Annotated in this window: 14 protein-coding genes and 3 pseudogenes; 6 read left to right on the plus strand and 11 right to left on the minus strand. The window is 47.2% G+C overall.

Annotated features, from left to right (window positions below; genetic code table 11):
- Positions 1 to 144: 144 nt before the first annotated feature.
- From modA to SPB21_RS11615, 4 genes are all read left to right on the plus strand, one after another.
- A complete protein-coding gene (gene modA / locus SPB21_RS11600; protein WP_163697184.1) occupies positions 145 to 945 on the plus strand; it encodes a molybdate ABC transporter substrate-binding protein in 801 nt (266 codons plus the stop codon).
- A 7-nt stretch (positions 946 to 952) separates the two neighbouring features.
- A complete protein-coding gene (modB, locus tag SPB21_RS11605) occupies positions 953 to 2842 on the plus strand; it encodes a molybdate ABC transporter permease subunit (protein ID WP_499056599.1) in 1890 nt (629 codons plus the stop codon).
- Between the two features lie 311 nt (positions 2843 to 3153).
- A complete protein-coding gene (locus SPB21_RS11610) occupies positions 3154 to 4074 on the plus strand; it encodes a helix-turn-helix domain-containing protein (RefSeq protein ID WP_163697180.1) in 921 nt (306 codons plus the stop codon).
- Between the two features lie 99 nt (positions 4075 to 4173).
- Positions 4174 to 5553 carry an MATE family efflux transporter gene (locus tag SPB21_RS11615; RefSeq protein ID WP_499866609.1) on the plus strand — a complete coding sequence of 460 codons (1380 nt, stop codon included), beginning with the start codon at positions 4174 to 4176 and terminating at the stop codon, positions 5551 to 5553.
- Positions 5554 to 5720: 167 nt separating this feature from the next.
- Here SPB21_RS11615 and SPB21_RS11620 read toward each other — a convergent pair whose 3' ends face one another.
- From SPB21_RS11620 to SPB21_RS11630, 3 genes are all read right to left on the minus strand, one after another.
- Entirely contained in the window at positions 5721 to 5939 is a 219-nt protein-coding gene (locus tag SPB21_RS11620; protein WP_163663170.1) for a DUF2949 domain-containing protein, read from the minus strand.
- Complete coding sequence (locus SPB21_RS11625; RefSeq protein WP_163663168.1) at positions 5936 to 6256, minus strand: DUF1830 domain-containing protein; 321 nt, start codon at positions 6254 to 6256, stop codon at positions 5936 to 5938. The genes SPB21_RS11620 and SPB21_RS11625 overlap by 4 nt, the downstream gene beginning before the upstream one ends.
- 531 nt (positions 6257 to 6787) lie before the next feature.
- Positions 6788 to 7657, minus strand: coding sequence for an alpha/beta fold hydrolase (locus tag SPB21_RS11630; protein WP_163697176.1), 870 nt, complete (start codon positions 7655 to 7657; stop codon positions 6788 to 6790).
- A 269-nt stretch (positions 7658 to 7926) separates the two neighbouring features.
- On the opposite strand from SPB21_RS11630, the gene SPB21_RS11635 reads away from it, so the two are divergent.
- A complete protein-coding gene (locus SPB21_RS11635) occupies positions 7927 to 8799 on the plus strand; it encodes a hypothetical protein (protein ID WP_499056595.1) in 873 nt (290 codons plus the stop codon).
- A gap of 293 nt (positions 8800 to 9092) precedes the next feature.
- Here the strand turns inward: SPB21_RS11635 and SPB21_RS11640 are convergent, their stop codons facing one another.
- The 8 genes and pseudogenes from SPB21_RS11640 to recQ form a co-directional block, all read right to left on the minus strand.
- Positions 9093 to 9674: a Uma2 family endonuclease gene (locus SPB21_RS11640; protein ID WP_499056594.1), complete on the minus strand. Its 582-nt coding sequence runs from the start codon at positions 9672 to 9674 to the stop codon at positions 9093 to 9095.
- A 114-nt stretch (positions 9675 to 9788) separates the two neighbouring features.
- Positions 9789 to 9992: pseudogene (locus SPB21_RS11645) on the minus strand (hypothetical protein); the annotation flags it as partial.
- A 117-nt stretch (positions 9993 to 10109) separates the two neighbouring features.
- Positions 10110 to 10763: pseudogene (locus tag SPB21_RS11650) on the minus strand (DNA helicase); the annotation flags it as partial.
- Between the two features lie 84 nt (positions 10764 to 10847).
- On the minus strand, positions 10848 to 11078 hold the full coding sequence (gene tumA, locus SPB21_RS11655; RefSeq protein WP_499866610.1) for an antitoxin TumA: 231 nt from the start codon (positions 11076 to 11078) through the stop codon (positions 10848 to 10850).
- A gap of 332 nt (positions 11079 to 11410) precedes the next feature.
- Positions 11411 to 12403, minus strand: coding sequence for a pentapeptide repeat-containing protein (locus tag SPB21_RS11660; protein ID WP_499866611.1), 993 nt, complete (start codon positions 12401 to 12403; stop codon positions 11411 to 11413).
- Positions 12403 to 12615, minus strand: a pseudogene (locus SPB21_RS11665) (DNA methyltransferase); the annotation flags it as partial. The pseudogene SPB21_RS11665 and the gene SPB21_RS11660, both read right to left, overlap by 1 nt.
- Positions 12616 to 12894: 279 nt before the next feature.
- Entirely contained in the window at positions 12895 to 14034 is a 1140-nt protein-coding gene (locus tag SPB21_RS11670) for a THUMP domain-containing class I SAM-dependent RNA methyltransferase (protein ID WP_499866612.1), read from the minus strand.
- A 142-nt stretch (positions 14035 to 14176) separates the two neighbouring features.
- Positions 14177 to 16387 carry a DNA helicase RecQ gene (gene recQ, locus SPB21_RS11675; protein WP_499866614.1) on the minus strand — a complete coding sequence of 737 codons (2211 nt, stop codon included), beginning with the start codon at positions 16385 to 16387 and terminating at the stop codon, positions 14177 to 14179.
- A 386-nt stretch (positions 16388 to 16773) separates the two neighbouring features.
- Between recQ and SPB21_RS11680 the strand changes: the two genes are divergently transcribed.
- On the plus strand, positions 16774 to 17106 hold the full coding sequence (locus SPB21_RS11680) for a slr0373 family blue light stress response protein (protein WP_163663144.1): 333 nt from the start codon (positions 16774 to 16776) through the stop codon (positions 17104 to 17106).
- The last annotated feature ends 86 nt before the right edge of the window (positions 17107 to 17192 follow it).

Genomic DNA, 17192 nt, shown 5'->3' on the forward strand with positions numbered 1-17192 from the left:
GGCTGCTCTCAGGATGATTTTAGTGATGGGAAACCGTTAAACAGCGGCGGCCCTTGACCGATTCATCCCCTAAATCGACAATTACTCAATTGTTAATAATGACCGTAGTCCACGTTCTTGTTCCCATCACCCAGCGCCCTCACCATGCAACGCCGTAAATGTCTCACCCTCTTTCTCACGGGTCTAGTCTCTGGGTCAGTTGCCGTGGGCTGTAGTCGTGAAGATCAAACCGTCGGCTCTGGTAGCACCATAACCCTTACGGTCTCTGCTGCGGCCAGTTTACAAGATGCCCTAGAGAAGATTATAGCCCCATTTACTGAAGCCCATCCCGATATCGCCATAGACTACAATTTTGCCTCCTCAGGGGCACTTCAGCGCCAAATAGAGCAGGGGGCTCCGGCTGATATCTTTTTTGCCGCCGCCTCTCAACAAATGGATGCGCTTTCAGATAAAGGGCTAATTTTGCCTGATTCTCGTCAAGACTTGGTAACCAATCGTTTAGCCTTAGTGACTGCCATTGACTCAGCCCTAGACATTACCGATATCGCTGAGCTTAAGACCACGGATATAAACAGCATTGCCGTCGGAGAATTTCGCAGTGTGCCAGCGGGTCAATATGCGCAGCAGGCATTTCAACAGCTAGAGCTGTTAGACACATTGCAATCTAAGTTTGTCTTTAGCAATAATGTCCGCAGTGTTTTAGCAGCTGTGGAAAGCGGCAATGTTGAACTAGGAATTGTGTACGCCACCGATGCTGCGCTATCCCGCCAGGTTAAAGTATTAACCACGGTACCCGAAGAATTTCATCTGCCGATTGTGTATCCAATTGCCATTGTCAGCAATAGCACTCAGCCTGCCGCCGCCCAACGGTTTATTGACTTTTTAACAACCGAGACCGCTCAGACAATGTTTACAGAGTTTGGCTTTAACGCAATTCGTTTATAACAATCCCATGCTGGATCTCTCTCCCCTTTGGATATCGTTGCGCATTGCGACGATTGCCACTGCTGTCACATTTTTTGTGGGCATTGCTGCGGCCAACTTTATGCACCACTATCGCGGTCGCGGTCGCGCCTTGCTAGACAGCATTTTACTAGCGCCCATGGTGCTACCGCCCACTGTGCTCGGTTTTTTACTACTCATATTGCTGGGCAAAAGGGGTCCACTGGGGATGCTGTTGACCAATGCTGGCATTAGCGTTGTTTTTACCTGGTATGCGGCGATTATAACAGCAACGGTGGTGGCGCTACCCCTGATGTATAAAACGACGTTGGGGGCCTTCGAGCAAATTGATAGTAATCTACAACAGGCGGCTCGCACCCTGGGTGCTTCGGAGCTAACTGTGTTTTGGCGCATCACTCTACCCCTGGCACTGCCGGGGCTGATTGCCGGGGCCACCCTCGCCTTTGCCCGCGCGCTCGGAGAATTTGGGGCCACACTGATGCTGGCGGGCAACATTCCAGGGCGAACCCAAACCCTACCCATGGCCATCTATTTTGCGGTTGAGGGGGGAGACTTTTATGAAGCGGCGATTTGGACCGGAGTGATTTTGATCGTGGCATTAGGGGCGTTGGTGTTAGTCAATCAATGGCAGCCAGGGCTAAGTAAAAAAGGAAAAAAGAGAGAAGAGAGTGTAAAGCTCAAAAGTAACGAAGTAGATGATACAGGGAAGACAACAGATCGGACCTCTCCCAGTCCGCTGATGTATCCATCTACCTATTCATCTGCCGATGCACCAACGCTTTCTGTCAACCTCACAAAACACTTGCCAAACTTTACCCTCAATGTTTCGTTCACAACGGACGATCAGCCGTTAGGGCTATTGGGACCATCGGGGGCGGGCAAAAGTTTGATTTTGCGCTGTCTTGCAGGTATTGAGACCCCTGATGCCGGTCGAATTGTGTTAAACGGTCGGGTATTGTTTGATTCAGAAAACGGCATTAATGTACCTATTTGCGATCGCAAAATCGGTATTCTATTCCAAAACTATGCCCTGTTTCCCCACCTGACCATTGGGCAAAATGTGGCCTTTGGTCTACATCGCAAGCTGCCACCGGATCAAATTCAAACAGTTGTTGCCCAGCAGCTAGCAGCCGTTCATCTAGGGACATTGGCAAACCGCTATCCCCATGAACTATCGGGTGGACAACAGCAGCGAGTGGCCCTAGCCCGTGCCCTGGCCAGTCAACCTGAAGTCCTCCTGCTGGATGAACCCTTTTCTGCCCTCGACACCCATCTACGTGACCAGATTGAACATCAGCTCATCGACCGACTACAGAGCTATCGCGGCATTACCCTACTGGTGACCCATAATTTAGAAGAAGCCTATCGCATGTGTCATCGGCTGCTGGTATTAAATGGAGGAAATGCCATTGCCCATGGCCCCAAACATCTCATTTTTGAGCAGCCGCGCACCGTTGGTGTCGCTCAGCTCACAGGCTGCAAAAACTTCTCACCCGCCATTGCCCACGGCACACATCATGTTGAAGCCCGTCACTGGCAGTGTATTCTCGAAACCGTTGAACCGCTGTCTGCAAATCTCACCCAAATTGGTATCCGCGCTCACCAAATCGATTTTCTTGCCCAAGGATTTGGCAGAGAACCTGTAGACAGCCCCACACCCCATGCCAACACGTTCCCCTGCTGGCTGGCTGCCACCAGTGAAACTCCCCATCGGATGACCCTATACTTAAAACTCCATCATCCTTCAACAGGGAAGCAAGATTATCATTTACAGGCTGAAGTATTTAAAGAAAAATGGGCGGTGCTTAAAGATCAGCCCATGCCCTGGACAGTTCATTTAGACCCTCTGCGGTTGATTCTCTTGGAAGGGGAAAATTGAGATTAGCAAAGCGGGTTATTGTAAGCTCAAGCGTACTATATGGATAATAGGTAAGGACTTGTTGAAGATTAAGCTCATCGTTTGATTATGGCTAGTTTTCCTAAGATGTCGATTACCTTAGAGATATTGGCGTGGTATGGGTTACGGCAAAGTTAGGGGAAAGGTTAAACTCTTCAAACCATAAAATTGTTTCTTAACAACTCCTAACCTGAAGACCTGTTAACGTGAGACTACCTCTTTAAGTCTAGGTATTAGACGCTAAATCGCTGTATCCTGTAGGGCATCATGAATCTTGTAACCCGCTAGATCCTGTGACTGACCGCCGAACGCTAGCCATTGACTTTACTCAAGAGACATCTGTACTTGATGTCTACCCTGATAAACCCCTGCTTTCTAGCAAAGACTTATCTTGGCAAGGAATTCATCTTGGCTACTATTGTCAACCACCTCACGAGACGCCAGAGTATCGGCCAAAGCAGTGTTTGATCAGCATCCATCTCGGTCAGCCACTGACCCTACAGCAGACCTGGAAAAACGGACTCGCTACTAACGAATTTCAAACCTATGGTAGCGTTAGCATCTATCCAACAACTCACTCACTCAAAGAGACTTGGAACGCAGATGCAGAATATGTTGAGATTTACCTCACCCCTACACTATTTTCGCAAATTGCCCATGAATCGCTTGATGCAGATCGTTTAGAAATTCTGCCTCAACCTAATATCCGAGATCCGCTAATTCAACAGCTTGGTCTCTCGCTCAAGACGGAACTAGAAAGTAGGCACGTTGATACATCAGCAATAGAAGCTAACAAGACTCGCCTGTTAGCTGAGTCCATATCCTCAGTACTGGCCATTCACTTGATCAAGACATACTCATCACAACTGCCAGTGATCCGAGACTATTCAGATGGGTTGCCCAAACACAAGCTGCAGCTCGCGGTCGACTATATTTATACAAACCTAGCGACAGATCTCTCTCTCGGCGAGCTGTCTCAAATGGTCGGTATGAGCATGCACCATTTCTCTAGACTGTTTAAGCAGTCCTTGGGGTGCTCCCCTTATCAGTACGTTTTAAGGTGTCGCGTTGAGTGGGCCAAGCGGCTGTTACTCCAAAGGAAGCTAAGCATCGCAGACGTTGCACTGACAGTTGGGTTCTCCAGCCAGAGTCACTTGACACAGCACTTTAGACGTCACGTTGGCACTACACCGAAGCGGTTTCTCAAGCAATAGCAAGAACCTGATAAAAAGCGCGAAGAGCTGATATACCCGTCTTTTTAAGGTTCGTATCTTAAAGACACACCATACTTAGATACAAACTTTAGAGACATCGTGGCTATTATTTTATCTTCTTCGGTTCGAACTGAAGTGCGATCGCTATTCAAGCTGGCCATTCCCCTCGTGAGTGCCCAAATGGCCCAGGCTGCGACTGGCTTCGTCGATACTGTTATGATGGGCCATTTGGGATGGAAAGTTTTAGCAGCGGGCGGCCTTGCCTCTTTCACCTTCCAAGTGGTTCTCAACACACTCAGCGGCGTGGTCATGGGGGTAAGCCCGCTAGTGGCTGAAGCCTATGGTGCAGGTTGCAAAGCTCGCATAGAGCAGGTAACGAGACAGGGGCTTTGGTTGACAGTAGGCGTATCGGTTTTAGCGATGTGGGCACTCTCCCAGGCCAACACCCTTATGCTATGGCTAAGGCAAACACCAGAGACAGTCACCTTAGCGAGTAGCTACCTCGACTTTATTTTGTGGGGTCTGTTTCCTGCCGTTGGTTTTGCGATGCTCAGAGGCGTAGTATCCGGACTGTCCCAAGCTCGCATGATTATGGTGATCGTGATCGGCGGGACACTCTTCAACATTATGGCCAACTATGTTCTAGGCTTTGGTAAGTTCGGCTTTCCACGGATGGAGCTAGCAGGATTAGCCCTAGCGAGTGCGCTCTCCTGGTGGGGCATGTTCGCTGCGCTGATCATCTATTTACTCAAGCATCCAGAACTAAAAGCCTACCGTTTATTTCAAACGTGGTATCGCCTGAGAATAGATCTGTTGAAAGTGCTGCTCGTGGTTGGGGCACCCATTGGTGTCTCTATTTTCTTTGAGTATGGTCTAGTTCTAGCAATAACTTACCTGATGGGAATTCTAGGTACGGATGTTTTAGCCGCCCATCAGATTGCGCTGCAGACGGGGCTGATGGTTTTCATGATTCCGCTGGGTATGTCATTTGCAACAACTGCCCGGGTCGGTCAGTGGTTTGGTCGCCGCGATCTAAAGGGAACTGAGCGAGCAGAGCGCACTAGCATTGGCATTATCTTTGTGACAGCAGTCTTAGTGGCCAGTGCCTTAATAATCTTTCGCGAACCGATCATCGGACTCTACATAGACGTTAGCGAGCCTGAGAACAGAGAAGTTCTACAACTAGCGGTGCCGATGCTCATCGTAGTGGCCATTGGTCACATCTTTGACGCCGTGCAAAAGACCACATTAGGTGCGCTCTATGGTCTTCAAGATACTCATATTCCAGCAATAGTCGGTATCGCTGCGTTTTTAGGCGTCGGCTTACTGAGCGGCTATATGTTGGGCTTTATTGTCGGCTTTGGTGGTGTGGGGCTATGGAGCGGCTATTACTTGGGTAGTATCACGGCTGCTGCGATCTATATCTGGCGCTTTAAGCGATTAGTTACTAAAAAAGCTAGTAAGACGACTGTTGCTTAAGAAAACAACATTAAAGAGCCAAGCACCCAATGGCAAAAATTTAGCAGCGATTGCATCCACCCATCGACTCATCCACAAGTGTACGTCGACTAGCCACCAGCCATCTGCATTAGATGCATGAGTACACCTAATGCAGGACGACCCGCAATATCACCCAGAAAACGTTCCTAAAACTGGGCCCTATTACCAGCGCCATAGGTAGAGGCCAGCAGATCAAAGGTTTGATCAAGCTGCTCCAGGCTAATCAACCCATACTGCCATAGGACTATGGGAAAGAGACTGGTATCTTGATCGCTTTGTTGTAACGCTGATGCGATAGATTTCTCTGGAACAGCAAGCTCCTCCCGTAAAAATTTGAGCAACCGGGTATTCGGAAATATCTTCATCGGTTGTGGTCCCCTTGATATGCTAGACGGTGACAAGGAATCTTGTCAGACAAAATTGAGCTAATCGGAGAGCCCGTATGAATTTCTAAGTGATCATTTCGATCGGCTTCAAAGATAAGCCTGGTCTGAGGCATGACCATTCGTTCGAGAAAATTACTAGAGACATTTGCCACCCGAACAATCTGAAATTGTGTGGTGCTGTTGATGTAACAACATTGAATCTGTTCGCTTGCCTGAGAGTAGTTTAATGGTGGTTTTCCTTGGCAGGACGATTGGGCAATGGTTGGATTAAATCGCTTTTTTTGAATTACTTTCATAATGTTCTCTCAGTTGCTGGTCCAGTCTTGCGAGCAAGAAAACATAGGTCAGCGGTTTTCTGCGTTAAGAAGACATGGAACAAGCAATTTCAGTGAGGTGGTTTTTGCACGCTGACTAGGGGAAGGATATGGTAGAACCGTTGACTACCAATGGGTTAACCCTAAGTCAAAATGTATGGATTGGGTGTTGATGGATTTTGACAACTAACTTTGCAATAACTGAAAAACAATAATCTGATCGATTGATCGAACAAAATGTTTCTACTTTTGCTGCGATCACAAAACGTCTCACACCATTTGGGGATAGTACTCTAACAATCCACACCTGTCGAGTGACAGGTGTAACTATTGAGCCTGGTACCTCACTTTAAACAACATGACCTTTGTTTAAAGTAATAGTCACTACTTTAACAACAAAAATATTGCTTAACATGAGCAATATTTGTAAACTTTTGTAAAGATATTGTTTGTATAGTCCGACGGTAATCCCCCGTATCCCAGATCCAAAAATAAAATGCGACAGTATGACTTTTACCACAGAAATTTTAGTAGGGCTGAGGTGAATTCTTCGGGAGCATCCTGCTGTATCCAATGGGATGCATTTTCGATCGGTTTAAAGACGGCACCTGGAATCTCTGTTGCTAACTGCTGACCATCCTCTGCTTTTTGCCAGGGGTCATCCATTCCCCAAAGAAGCATGGTCGGTGCGGCAATGTTTTCGTGACGATCAACAAGGGCCATCGTCTGATTAGCATTCAAGGCTGAGGCATTGCGCAGCAGACTAAGTTTTCCCTCTGGGCTAGCCCAAGGGGCAATGATGCCTTCTCTAAAGTCAGCGGTTAATCGGTCAGGGTGAGAAAGGCCCATGGCCAGACTTTCTTCTAGCGCAGCGATTAAGTCGTCAATGGGGCGTGGTTTCCATCGCAGCGGATGACCAAAATCGAGCATGTCGTCATCAAAACGGTCATAGCAGACGGAGTTGCTAATCACCAGTTGGTTGACTACCTGGGGATGTTCGATCGCCAGAATTAGCGCAACGGCTCCCCCCGTATCGTGACCAACGACATGGACTTGAGACAGTGCCAGTATTTTTAATAATTCAAGGATCATTCTGGCCTGATCTTGAAATGAGCGGTCAAAGCGATCGCGTCTATCTGACCACCCATGGCCTAAAAAATCGGGAGCGATCACTCGATAGCCAGCCTCGACCAAAGGTGGAATCACCTCATGGTAAAGATAGCCCCACGTGGGAATCCCATGCATCAACAGAATGGTGCCGGTTTGATCGGTGCCCACATCCACATAGCGAATCTTTACTGGAATGTGAGCTGCGGTGTTGGTAGGCAATTCGACTTCTTTCTGAGTATTCTTGTAGTCTTGCCAGGTAGTCCAAAATGTCATGGGAATAACCGTCAACCTCCTCCATTATATTGGGGCGACCGTATGTTAAAGGGCATCGAAGGTCAGTAGTCAGTAGGTCAGTGTACTCTTTTGTCAAATGCAAATAAGCTGTTTAACGTCTTAGAATTGTCCCCAACCCCATGCTTGACCTATGCCTATGGAACCGTGGAGAAACTACGGCCTTCTGCTGAGGGTAAACTGTGATGTGCCGAGGCCCACTACTTTGTGGATATTTTTAGTTTGACAACATCTCTAGGGAATTGGAATTGATGAAAGGGTATTTGTACGTAGCAGCGGGTGAGCGATTTGTTCGCGAAGCCATAGGTTCCGCCCGAAGTTTAAGGCATGTCGATGAAAATGCTCAGATTGCCTTGGTGACAGACCAGCCGATTGAGAGTGATGCCTTTGATCAGGTGATTGTACGGCCCACCACCACTGAAACCTACAATCATGGATTGTTGTACAAAGTTCAGCATCTCTACCATTCGTCTCCCTACACTGAAACTCTGTTTATCGATAGTGATACCTATATTTGTGAAAATATTAGCCATATATTTGATCTGTTAGATTTTTTTGATGTTGCGATCGCACAAGATCCAACAGATGTAAATCGAGCCAAATCTCCCCAATCCCTACAGCGCTTAAAAGCTTCGGATCTGTACAATACCGGAGTGATTCTTTATACAAAAAATGAGCGTAATGATCACCTATTTGACCATTGGCTAAAAACTTACCAGACGAAGTTAAAGCAATCGACCCTGGGCAAAGAAAACGACCAAACATCCTTCATGGAGGCCTGGTTAAAATCAACCTCTAAAATCTATGTTCTTTCCCATGCCTGGAATGCGAGAACACCGTTCTTCTTCACCCTAAATCAGTCGGTCAAAATTATTCATGGCAGACATCCAAACTACGAAGCCATCAAGGTAAAGCTAAACAAACCCCACCCTTCAAGACATCGATGCTGGCTCCCTGTGCATCAAAAATGTGTGATGAAAAAATCAGGCTGGCTCTATCACATTAAAACCTTTGGCAGTCAATGGAAACATCGAATTTTAAGGGCAATGGAGCAAGCTAACAGCTGGCGGCGTTCCCAACCCGATACATTCATAAATTTTGTATTTCATGAGCTTTGCAAATAACGAAAATCCTTAATATTTTGGCTCATAAAGGACACTATGCATCTAGGTCATCTAGGAATTCTGATGTTGGATCAACACCTGTAATGAGTAACTGATCGCGAGGCGGACGTCATCTAGCCAGTCGGTGGGGACGCCATAGGCGAGTAAGTCATCATCGGGAACTTCGCCATAAAGGAGAGGTTTTTGTTGTGGAGGTTTGTTTTCGCCTTGTTTTTCTCCTAGTTGAGAGTGTTTGCTAACTCAAAGTCCCCCTTAAAAAGGGAGGGATTAGAGACTGTCGGTGGCGGACTGCATTATTGTTCATCAAATTCCACCGCCTCATAAAGTTCCGCCAGGGCTATCTCCACGCCAACAGATTCCAACCGAAAGCTAGCCTCTAACCCTCGATACTTAGTCAATAACCATTGGTTTGCCGACTGCTTGACATAGTGATCCACCTGGGGCCGATACTGATCGATCAGCACATATTCCTCAAAACTTTCGATAGTGCGATAGGCTTCAAACTTGTCACCCCGATCATAATTTTGAGTAGATTTTGAGAGCGTCTCCGCAATCAAAATAGGGTTCATCACCGTATCCTTGCGACCAGGATGTAGTTCTAGTGGCTTGGGGACAACCATCACATCCGGATAGGTGTAGAGTTTCAGCGCCGGTATCCACAGTCGCTGATCGGTCACAAAGATACTGTAGGGCTGTTTACGCAAACTAGCCTTGAGCAAAAAAATGAACATGCCAGTAATTTCGTTATGCTCCGGTGTGCCCCCTGTCATTTCAACAATTTCCCCATCACGAAATTCACTGCGCGTATCCGCGTCGACTTCTAGGGCCAGATATTCTTCAGCCGTATAGGTTTTAGCCACAGTTGCAACGGTCATAGCTTAATTCCTCCTACATCGGTCACCTGCTTTAGCGTCGTCTTAATCAAACGCCCAAACTTAGTCTCGATCAAACGACTAAAATCCGCCTCAATTTCAAAAACTTCTGTAAACTCCGCAAATGCCCATCTTAATGGCTTGTTTAATTAACTCACAAACCTTATTCGCAATATCTTGATACATCAGCTGGGCTGTTCGGGTGTTGCCTGTCAGCTTTAAGTAACCTTTCATCCACTGGCGAGTAATTCGCTTAAGCTGACCCAACAAATGTAATTTGGGCTCCTCACCAGGGTCACGGTACTGGTGGTAAATCAGATTGTAGTGACCCCTATCTCATCAGGTTGGATGCCATGGCCTAGTCGGTCGACAATCCACTCACTCACCAGTTGGATCTCTGCGTCGGCATCATCGCAAATTTCGATTTCTGGAGTAGGCCCATTGAAATTCGAGGGCTCGCTGTAGTTCCTCTTGGTTGGACATGACCCGAAAGCGGCGCTGGGCGTCGGGGTGGGTGAAGGGGTCGCTGTCTACGGAAATGGTAGTAGGCTGGGTGGGTTTGCTACCTGTGGCAAGTTCGAGTAGGGCTTCAGCAGCTTCTTGGGGTAAGCGTTCGGCAATGTCAAAGAGGGTGTCTTCGGTGGCTAAGCGGACGTCGTCTAGCCAGTCGGTGGGGACACCATAGGCGAGCAGGTCATCGTCGGGAACTTCGCCATATAGGAGAGGTTTTTGTTGTGGGGGTTGGATGACGGGAGTTTGAATTGTTATTTCTTCAATGCGTTCGCGAACTTCGACTAGTTGAGCTGCACCAGTTTTGGGATGGCGTTCGATTTTGCGTTTGCTGGCCCAGGCGTAGGCGTCATCGTGGTGATCGACGTAGCAGAGCATAAGGCTGGCAGCGGTTTTGTGGACGATGATGCGGATGTCCATATCAACGCTGACGGACCAGAAGCTGGGGTCTTTTGTCTGGTTGAGTTTATGGAAGCGGAGGCCGGGGCTGGCTGGGTTGAGCTGTAGGTCAAAGGCAGTGGTTTTGACCGCCTTCGGTTCTTGCCCGGTGAGCTTGTTGAGGCTATCGGTGAAGGTGTCAGAATGACAGCGTTAAACAGCTCAACATAGATGTTGGGTAAAGCAAGCAGTTGCTGCTCAACTTCATCAAAGTAGGCTAGCAGGATATCACGCGACATTTTGCAGCTTGGTTTCTAGTTCCTGATGCAAAGCGAGATAGTGTTGGTAGTTACCAGCCCACTCGACAAACACCTCATCGTCGGAAGTTTCACCCTGGCTGTACTGGGTAAAGAACTCTGCGGAGTCCATTTTGTATTTGATTTCATACTCATAGAGTTGCTTTGCAAGAGCAACTAAAGCGTCTAGTGGTGAAGTGTATTCGATAATCTGTTTTCGCATAATCTTTTCCCTGGTTGAGGTTATCAGACAGATCAAAGTCCCCCCTTAATTACAGAAGTAAAGTTTTACTGCGACTTCAACGGCCCCTTTTCATGGGGGTGGGAACAGGTATCATTTCACTTCCACACTAAGAACCTTAATGGCCTTATCACCAAGATGATTGATGATTTTCACCGTAATGCGGTTTGATTTAGGCTTAGTAAGGAGCGCGTGATTTCTCTAAAAAAGTTTCCCAGAGTTTGATGTTGAATTTAGCTTGTAAGGCAGTTTTGGAAGCTGTATAACATTGCCTATTCCTAAAATAAAGGAAGGTGCTGTTATTAATTAGCTTTCTATTGTGCCATGTATTCTAAAATTTGGGTTTGTGCTTGTGAGTAAGCTTGAGTTTGCGACGGTACCTTATCGAGATATTCGATTGCCTCTTGAAAATTCCCCATCTTTGCAGATGTTTCCGCCTGAGTCAGCAAATCATTTCCGTAGGGATCAAGACCCAATGTTCCAGTCAGTACCGCATCTTTCAGGTCGACTCCTCGCAGATTAGCGCCTGTTAAATCAGATTCCGTCAAATCAACTCGTGTCAACTTTGCATTTGCCAAATTAGCGTTTCTAAGGTTAGCGTGGCTGAGTTTTGCTCCTGATAAAACGGCATCCGATAAGTTAGTGCCTTCAAGATTTGTTCTACGCAGATCTGCCCTCATTAACTGGACATCTCCACTCAGATTGGCGTGATTAAGGTTGGCACCTAAAAAACTAATATCGTTTAGTAAATTACCTGAAAGATTTGCTTCGCTTAGATTCGCCAAGGTCATGTTGGTATTACCTGCAAAACCCCACAAACGGGCTTCTCGGATATCAGCTCCTGTTAAGTTAGCACGCGTGAAATTGGTATTACTGAGGATCGCTTTTCTGAGGTTGGCTTTTGTTAAATTTGCATCTGTTAGGTCAGCATTGACAAGATTGACCTTATAAAGTTGAGAATTCTGCAAATTGGCTCGGGATAAATCTGCTGATTTGAGAGAACCTTCTGATAAAACGATGTTTGATAAATTGGATTCGACTAAATATGCAGATTTAAATTCTCGCTTGGCTAGATCTATATTGGTTAAGTCACACTTATAGCAACTATTACTAGACACAAGCTGATTAACATCTTTTGGGTTATCAGCAAGAGCATTCAAAGAAAATGAGAACCAAGCTAACATAGCGGCAACTATACTGAAACTATAAATAATTGTTTTTCTGCTAAAATTATTGAATTGACTCCGGATCATTTCGTCACCTTTGATTAATGGTCTTGCATTAAGTTCTAGGAGTTGGGAATACATCAATCTACGCTGAACACTTTCATGACTTCGTCGCCGAGGTGGTTTATCACTTTTACGGCGATGTGCGCTGATTTGGGCTTATCAAATGGACGAGAGGTCGAACTATATAAGCTTTCCCAAGCTTCGGTGTCGATCTCAGCTTTTAGGGTAGTCTTAAGTGACTTGTACGGGTCACTAGCGCCTAAGAAATATGCATGGCGGACAAAGAAGCTTGAAGTGAACCCCAAAATCAGGGGTTCACTTCAAGGGTATTCGTAAGGAGAATTGAGAATCGGCTTGTCAAAAAATTGATCCGTCATACGGACACATAAAAATATAAATACTTGTTGTCTGTCCGATATCATGCACTAAAGAAACAACTTTTGTTGGCTTTTATCTCAAAGTTTTAAGAGAGATTCTGCCATCTAACTTACGTAATCATGTTGCATGCTGTATCAATTCAGACATCTAATAGGGCTTTCAGGGAAAGAAATTAGTTGGTACAGCGTCTTTTAATACATTTCGTATTTCAAAAACTGACAGGGAATAGAACCGTTATAGATGGGGATTTTTCGGGCTGTTCTGAGACCAATACACTTGGTTAGTGCTTTATTGCCACTGAGAATATAAGCGGTCCAACCCTTAAAACGCTGTTTGAGAATATCCCCCATGAGTTTATAAAATGGGGCCAGATTTTCAGCTTGGCCCAGACGTTCTCCATAGGGGGGATTGCAGATCAGGATACCGCTGTCGGCAGGAGCTTCAATATCGGCAAAGTCAGTGTAGTTAAATTCAATATGCTCAGCCACACCGCTATAGTCAGCATTGGTGCGGGCATCGGTGAGAATATCCAGGTCGCGATCGCATCCCACTACGGGTACCCCCAGTTCTGTCTTCCGCCGTTTCTTTGCATCCACCACCACCCTCTGCCAGAGCGGCTGATCATAATCAGGCCAGGTTTGAAACCCAAACCCCTGGCTTGTCTGATCACGAAACAACCCCGGCGCAATCCCCATGGCCTGTAACGTCGCCTCAATGGGCAATGTCCCCGAACCACACATGGGGTCAAGAAATGCCCCATGGCCAGACCATTCTGTTAACTGCACTAGAGCAGCTGCAAGAGACTCTTTTAGAGGTGCTGTACCCATGGCAGGTCGGTAGCCACGGCGATGGAGACTACTGCCAGAACTATCTAAACTAACGGTGGCTTTATTATCTTTGATGTGAACATTGATCTGCACGTCAGGAATTTCAGTATCCACATCGGAACGCTCTCCATGGCGGTCCTGCTGCTGATCGACGATGGCGTTTTTTACCTGTAGTGCCGTGAAGTGGCTATGGTTCAAACGATCGTTTTTACCGGTGGCTTTTACGGCCAAGGTTTGGGCAGGTGATAGGTACTGCTCCCAGTCGATACGTTGGATGCCGCGATAAAGGGCATCACTGTCGCGGCAGGGCACATGGGCAACGGTGACCAAAATCCGAAAGGATAATCGGGTCCATAGATTAATGCTGTAGAGACGTTTGCGATCGCACCGAAAAGCTACCCCACAAAATCCAGGCTCTACCCCTTCAGCGCCCAGTAGCTCAAGTTCTTGGGCAGCCAGCTCTTCTAGACCACGGGCTACGGTAGCAAAACAGTTGAACAACATAGCGGCACAGGCGTCTTAACGCGCCAAATAATAGGTGAAGCCTATCAATCATGCCTTAGGATCGTGGAGATTTTATATGAATTTTGCCCTTTGCTTACAATCAGGGACCTTCGTCATAGCCAATATCTCAACAGGTTCTAATTTAAGTCCCATGCTGGCTTTCCCATGCAGCCCTAACTAGACGAATTTCATTATAGTCAAAGGTTTCGCCAAGTTCATCACGGATAGTTCTTAAGGAATGGGAGCCTACTTTTTCAATGGCTTCAAAGATTGGCACCTGGCGTTCTGGTGATACTAGGGCGTTGAGATCAACATCTTGGCCCATTTCAATTAGCTGATTTAGATGTTCGATAATTGTGCCCAAGCGTAACCCTCGATCCAGGGCAATTTCGGATGGAGATAGCCCCTGCTGGTGGAGCTGATGGGTGATGATATAGGTGGATGTTAATTCGCTAGACGATCGGCGTGTCTCTGGTATGGCAGGGGAGCCAGTAATGTTGTTATTGGGTGTCAGATTATGGGACTGGCAAAAGTGCTGGATCTCCTGGGTAAACACCTGACCATATTGCTCAAGCTTACGTCTGCCCACACCGGAGATGGTGGCGAATGCATCGGTTGTAACGGGTCGCTGCTGGGCCATTTGTCTGAGGCTGGCATCGGCAAAGACAATGTAGGGGGGCACCGATTGTTCATCAGCTAGCCGTTTACGTAGACCGCGTAGTTGCTCCAACAATAGAGTTTCGTCAGCGTTAAGCTGGACTTCGTCGGTGGCCTTAGTGGCCTTGGTAGATTCAGCTCGTTTAAAGACGTGAATATTGACCGGGATCTCTTTTTTTAATACTTGCCAGCTACCTGAGTTCAGCTTAAGAACAGAATAGCCATCGGTTGTTTCTGATAATAGTTCCTGGTGTAAAAGAGACCGACATAGCTGTCGCCAGTCATCCACACTATGGTCTTGACCAATGCCATAGGTAGAAAGCCGATCGTGCCCCAGCTCCACCAATCTCTTTTTGCGAGAACCGCGCAGCACATCGATAATGTGATTCATGCCAAATCTCTCTTGGCAGCGAGCGACACAGGAGAGAAACTTCTGGGCTTCAATGGTCCAATCTTCTAGCGGTACAGGATTCAGGCAGTTGTCACAGTTCTGGCAGTCTCCAGGAAAACTCTCACCAAAGTAGCTGAGCTGAATTTTACGGCGGCAGACCGCACTCTCAGCATAGTTAATCACATGGCGCAACTGCTGACGAGCAATCCGCTGTTCTTGCTCATCAGGCTTTTGACTAATTAGATACTCAACGGTAGCCACATCGGCGTAGCTAAAGAAAACGTTACAGTTAGCGGGATCGCCATCACGCCCGGCTCGCCCCGATTCTTGGTAGTAGCTTTCGATGGTACGTGGCAGGTCGTAGTGAATGACAAATCGCACATCGGGTTTGTTAATGCCCATGCCAAAGGCAATGGTGGCCACAATAATGCGCACATCATCTCGAATAAACTGCTCTTGATTTCCCTGGCGTTCCTTCGCACTCAGACCAGCGTGATATGGCAGGGCAGAGATCCCATCTTGCTTAAGCCGAAACGCAATTTCATTAACCCGTTTGCGGCTCAGGCAATAGATGATACCGGCCCCCGACTGCTGTTTGACCAGCTTCAATAAATGGTCATAACTCTGTTTTGTCTTTGGCGTTACCTCGTAATACAGATTTTGTCGGTTAAACCCTGAGACAAATACCTGAGGGTCGTTGAGGCGTAGCTGTTGAATAATGTCTTGCCGAACGCGCTCAGTGGCGGTGGCTGTTAATGCCATGACAGGCACTTGGGGGAACTGCTGCTTCAGCTGAAAAAGCTGGCGATACTCCGGTCGAAAATCGTGACCCCATTCTGAAACACAGTGGGCTTCATCAATGGCAAAAGCACTGAGGCCAACGGTTTGCTGTATTTGTTCCAACAATGGCCAAAAACTGGGATTCATCAGGCGCTCAGGGGCAAGGTAAAGCAGCTTGATGTCGCCCCTGAGTAGCGCCTGCTCGCGATCGCGCACCTCGTTGAAGGTCAAACTACTGTTGAGAAAGGTAGCGGCAATGCCATTGTCCGCCAGGCTACGCACCTGATCCTGCATCAAGGCAATCAGGGGAGAGACCACAATCGTGACCCCTAAACGCAGTAGGGCCGGTAGCTGATAACACAGAGACTTACCTCCACCTGTGGGCATAATTACCAACACATCCTGATTTTTTAGGACTTGCTCAATGATGACGCGTTGGTAATGGCGAAAGTCGTCATAGCCAAAGAAGTGTTTAAGAGCAGCCTCTAAAGACGGAAACGATGCGATGGTCGGTGCGCTAGCCATAGATGCATAGAATTCATCGGCTATTTATTTTAGTCGCCGTGGGGTAAATGCCAACGGGGGATGTTGACTAAAATTAGAACTTGATACTGGTTCACGTCTGAATTCTAAAAGTCAGTGCTTTTGCCGAAGTGAGTCGATATCTAAGGGATTTCTCCCACTCCCCATCCCCCATTCCCTACCCCCTGCTCCCTACATTTCCAGCAAAATACCTTGATATCTAAGGGATTTCCCTATATTTACCCTTCATTTTTTTCATTACTTTGTAAAGCAATGTGAACGTTTTGACGTCAAAACGGCTTGACGGCTTGACGGCATCAAATAAGGTCGGTATGTTTACTCCATGGGTAAGATGCCCCACGAATTAACTTCTATTTATTAAGGTTGATATGCAAGGTAAGCAGAAGGTCACTCTTTATATGCACGATGACCTGCACCGTCAGCTCAAGATTCGCGCTGCGGTAGATGGAGAACCCATGTCTACCTTGGCTGAGCGGGCAATTGGGTTTTATCTGAATCACTCCGATGTTGTCGAAGGGGTTCAGGGTTCCGCCCACTTGGTGTACGAATGCCCCGCTTGTACGACTTCTGTGGTGCTGAGAGATGGTGACCTGATGGCGGTTGATGCTCACGCCGACTTGCATGCAGAATCTTTGACTGAGGTGCCTGACGTTGTGCCTAGCTCGGTGCGTTCTGACGAAGGGGAGTTGGTGCCCTGTTAAGTGAAATCTGTAGCCCTTGAGTTGCGGTTTTAAGTTGTAACCGTATTTCTATTGGGTTTAGTTAGTCTGTTGGTATCGGTCGGCGT

This window comes from Leptothoe sp. ISB3NOV94-8A (genome assembly GCF_043421595.1).
Lineage (GTDB): Bacteria > Cyanobacteriota > Cyanobacteriia > Phormidesmidales > Phormidesmidaceae > Leptothoe > Leptothoe turfae.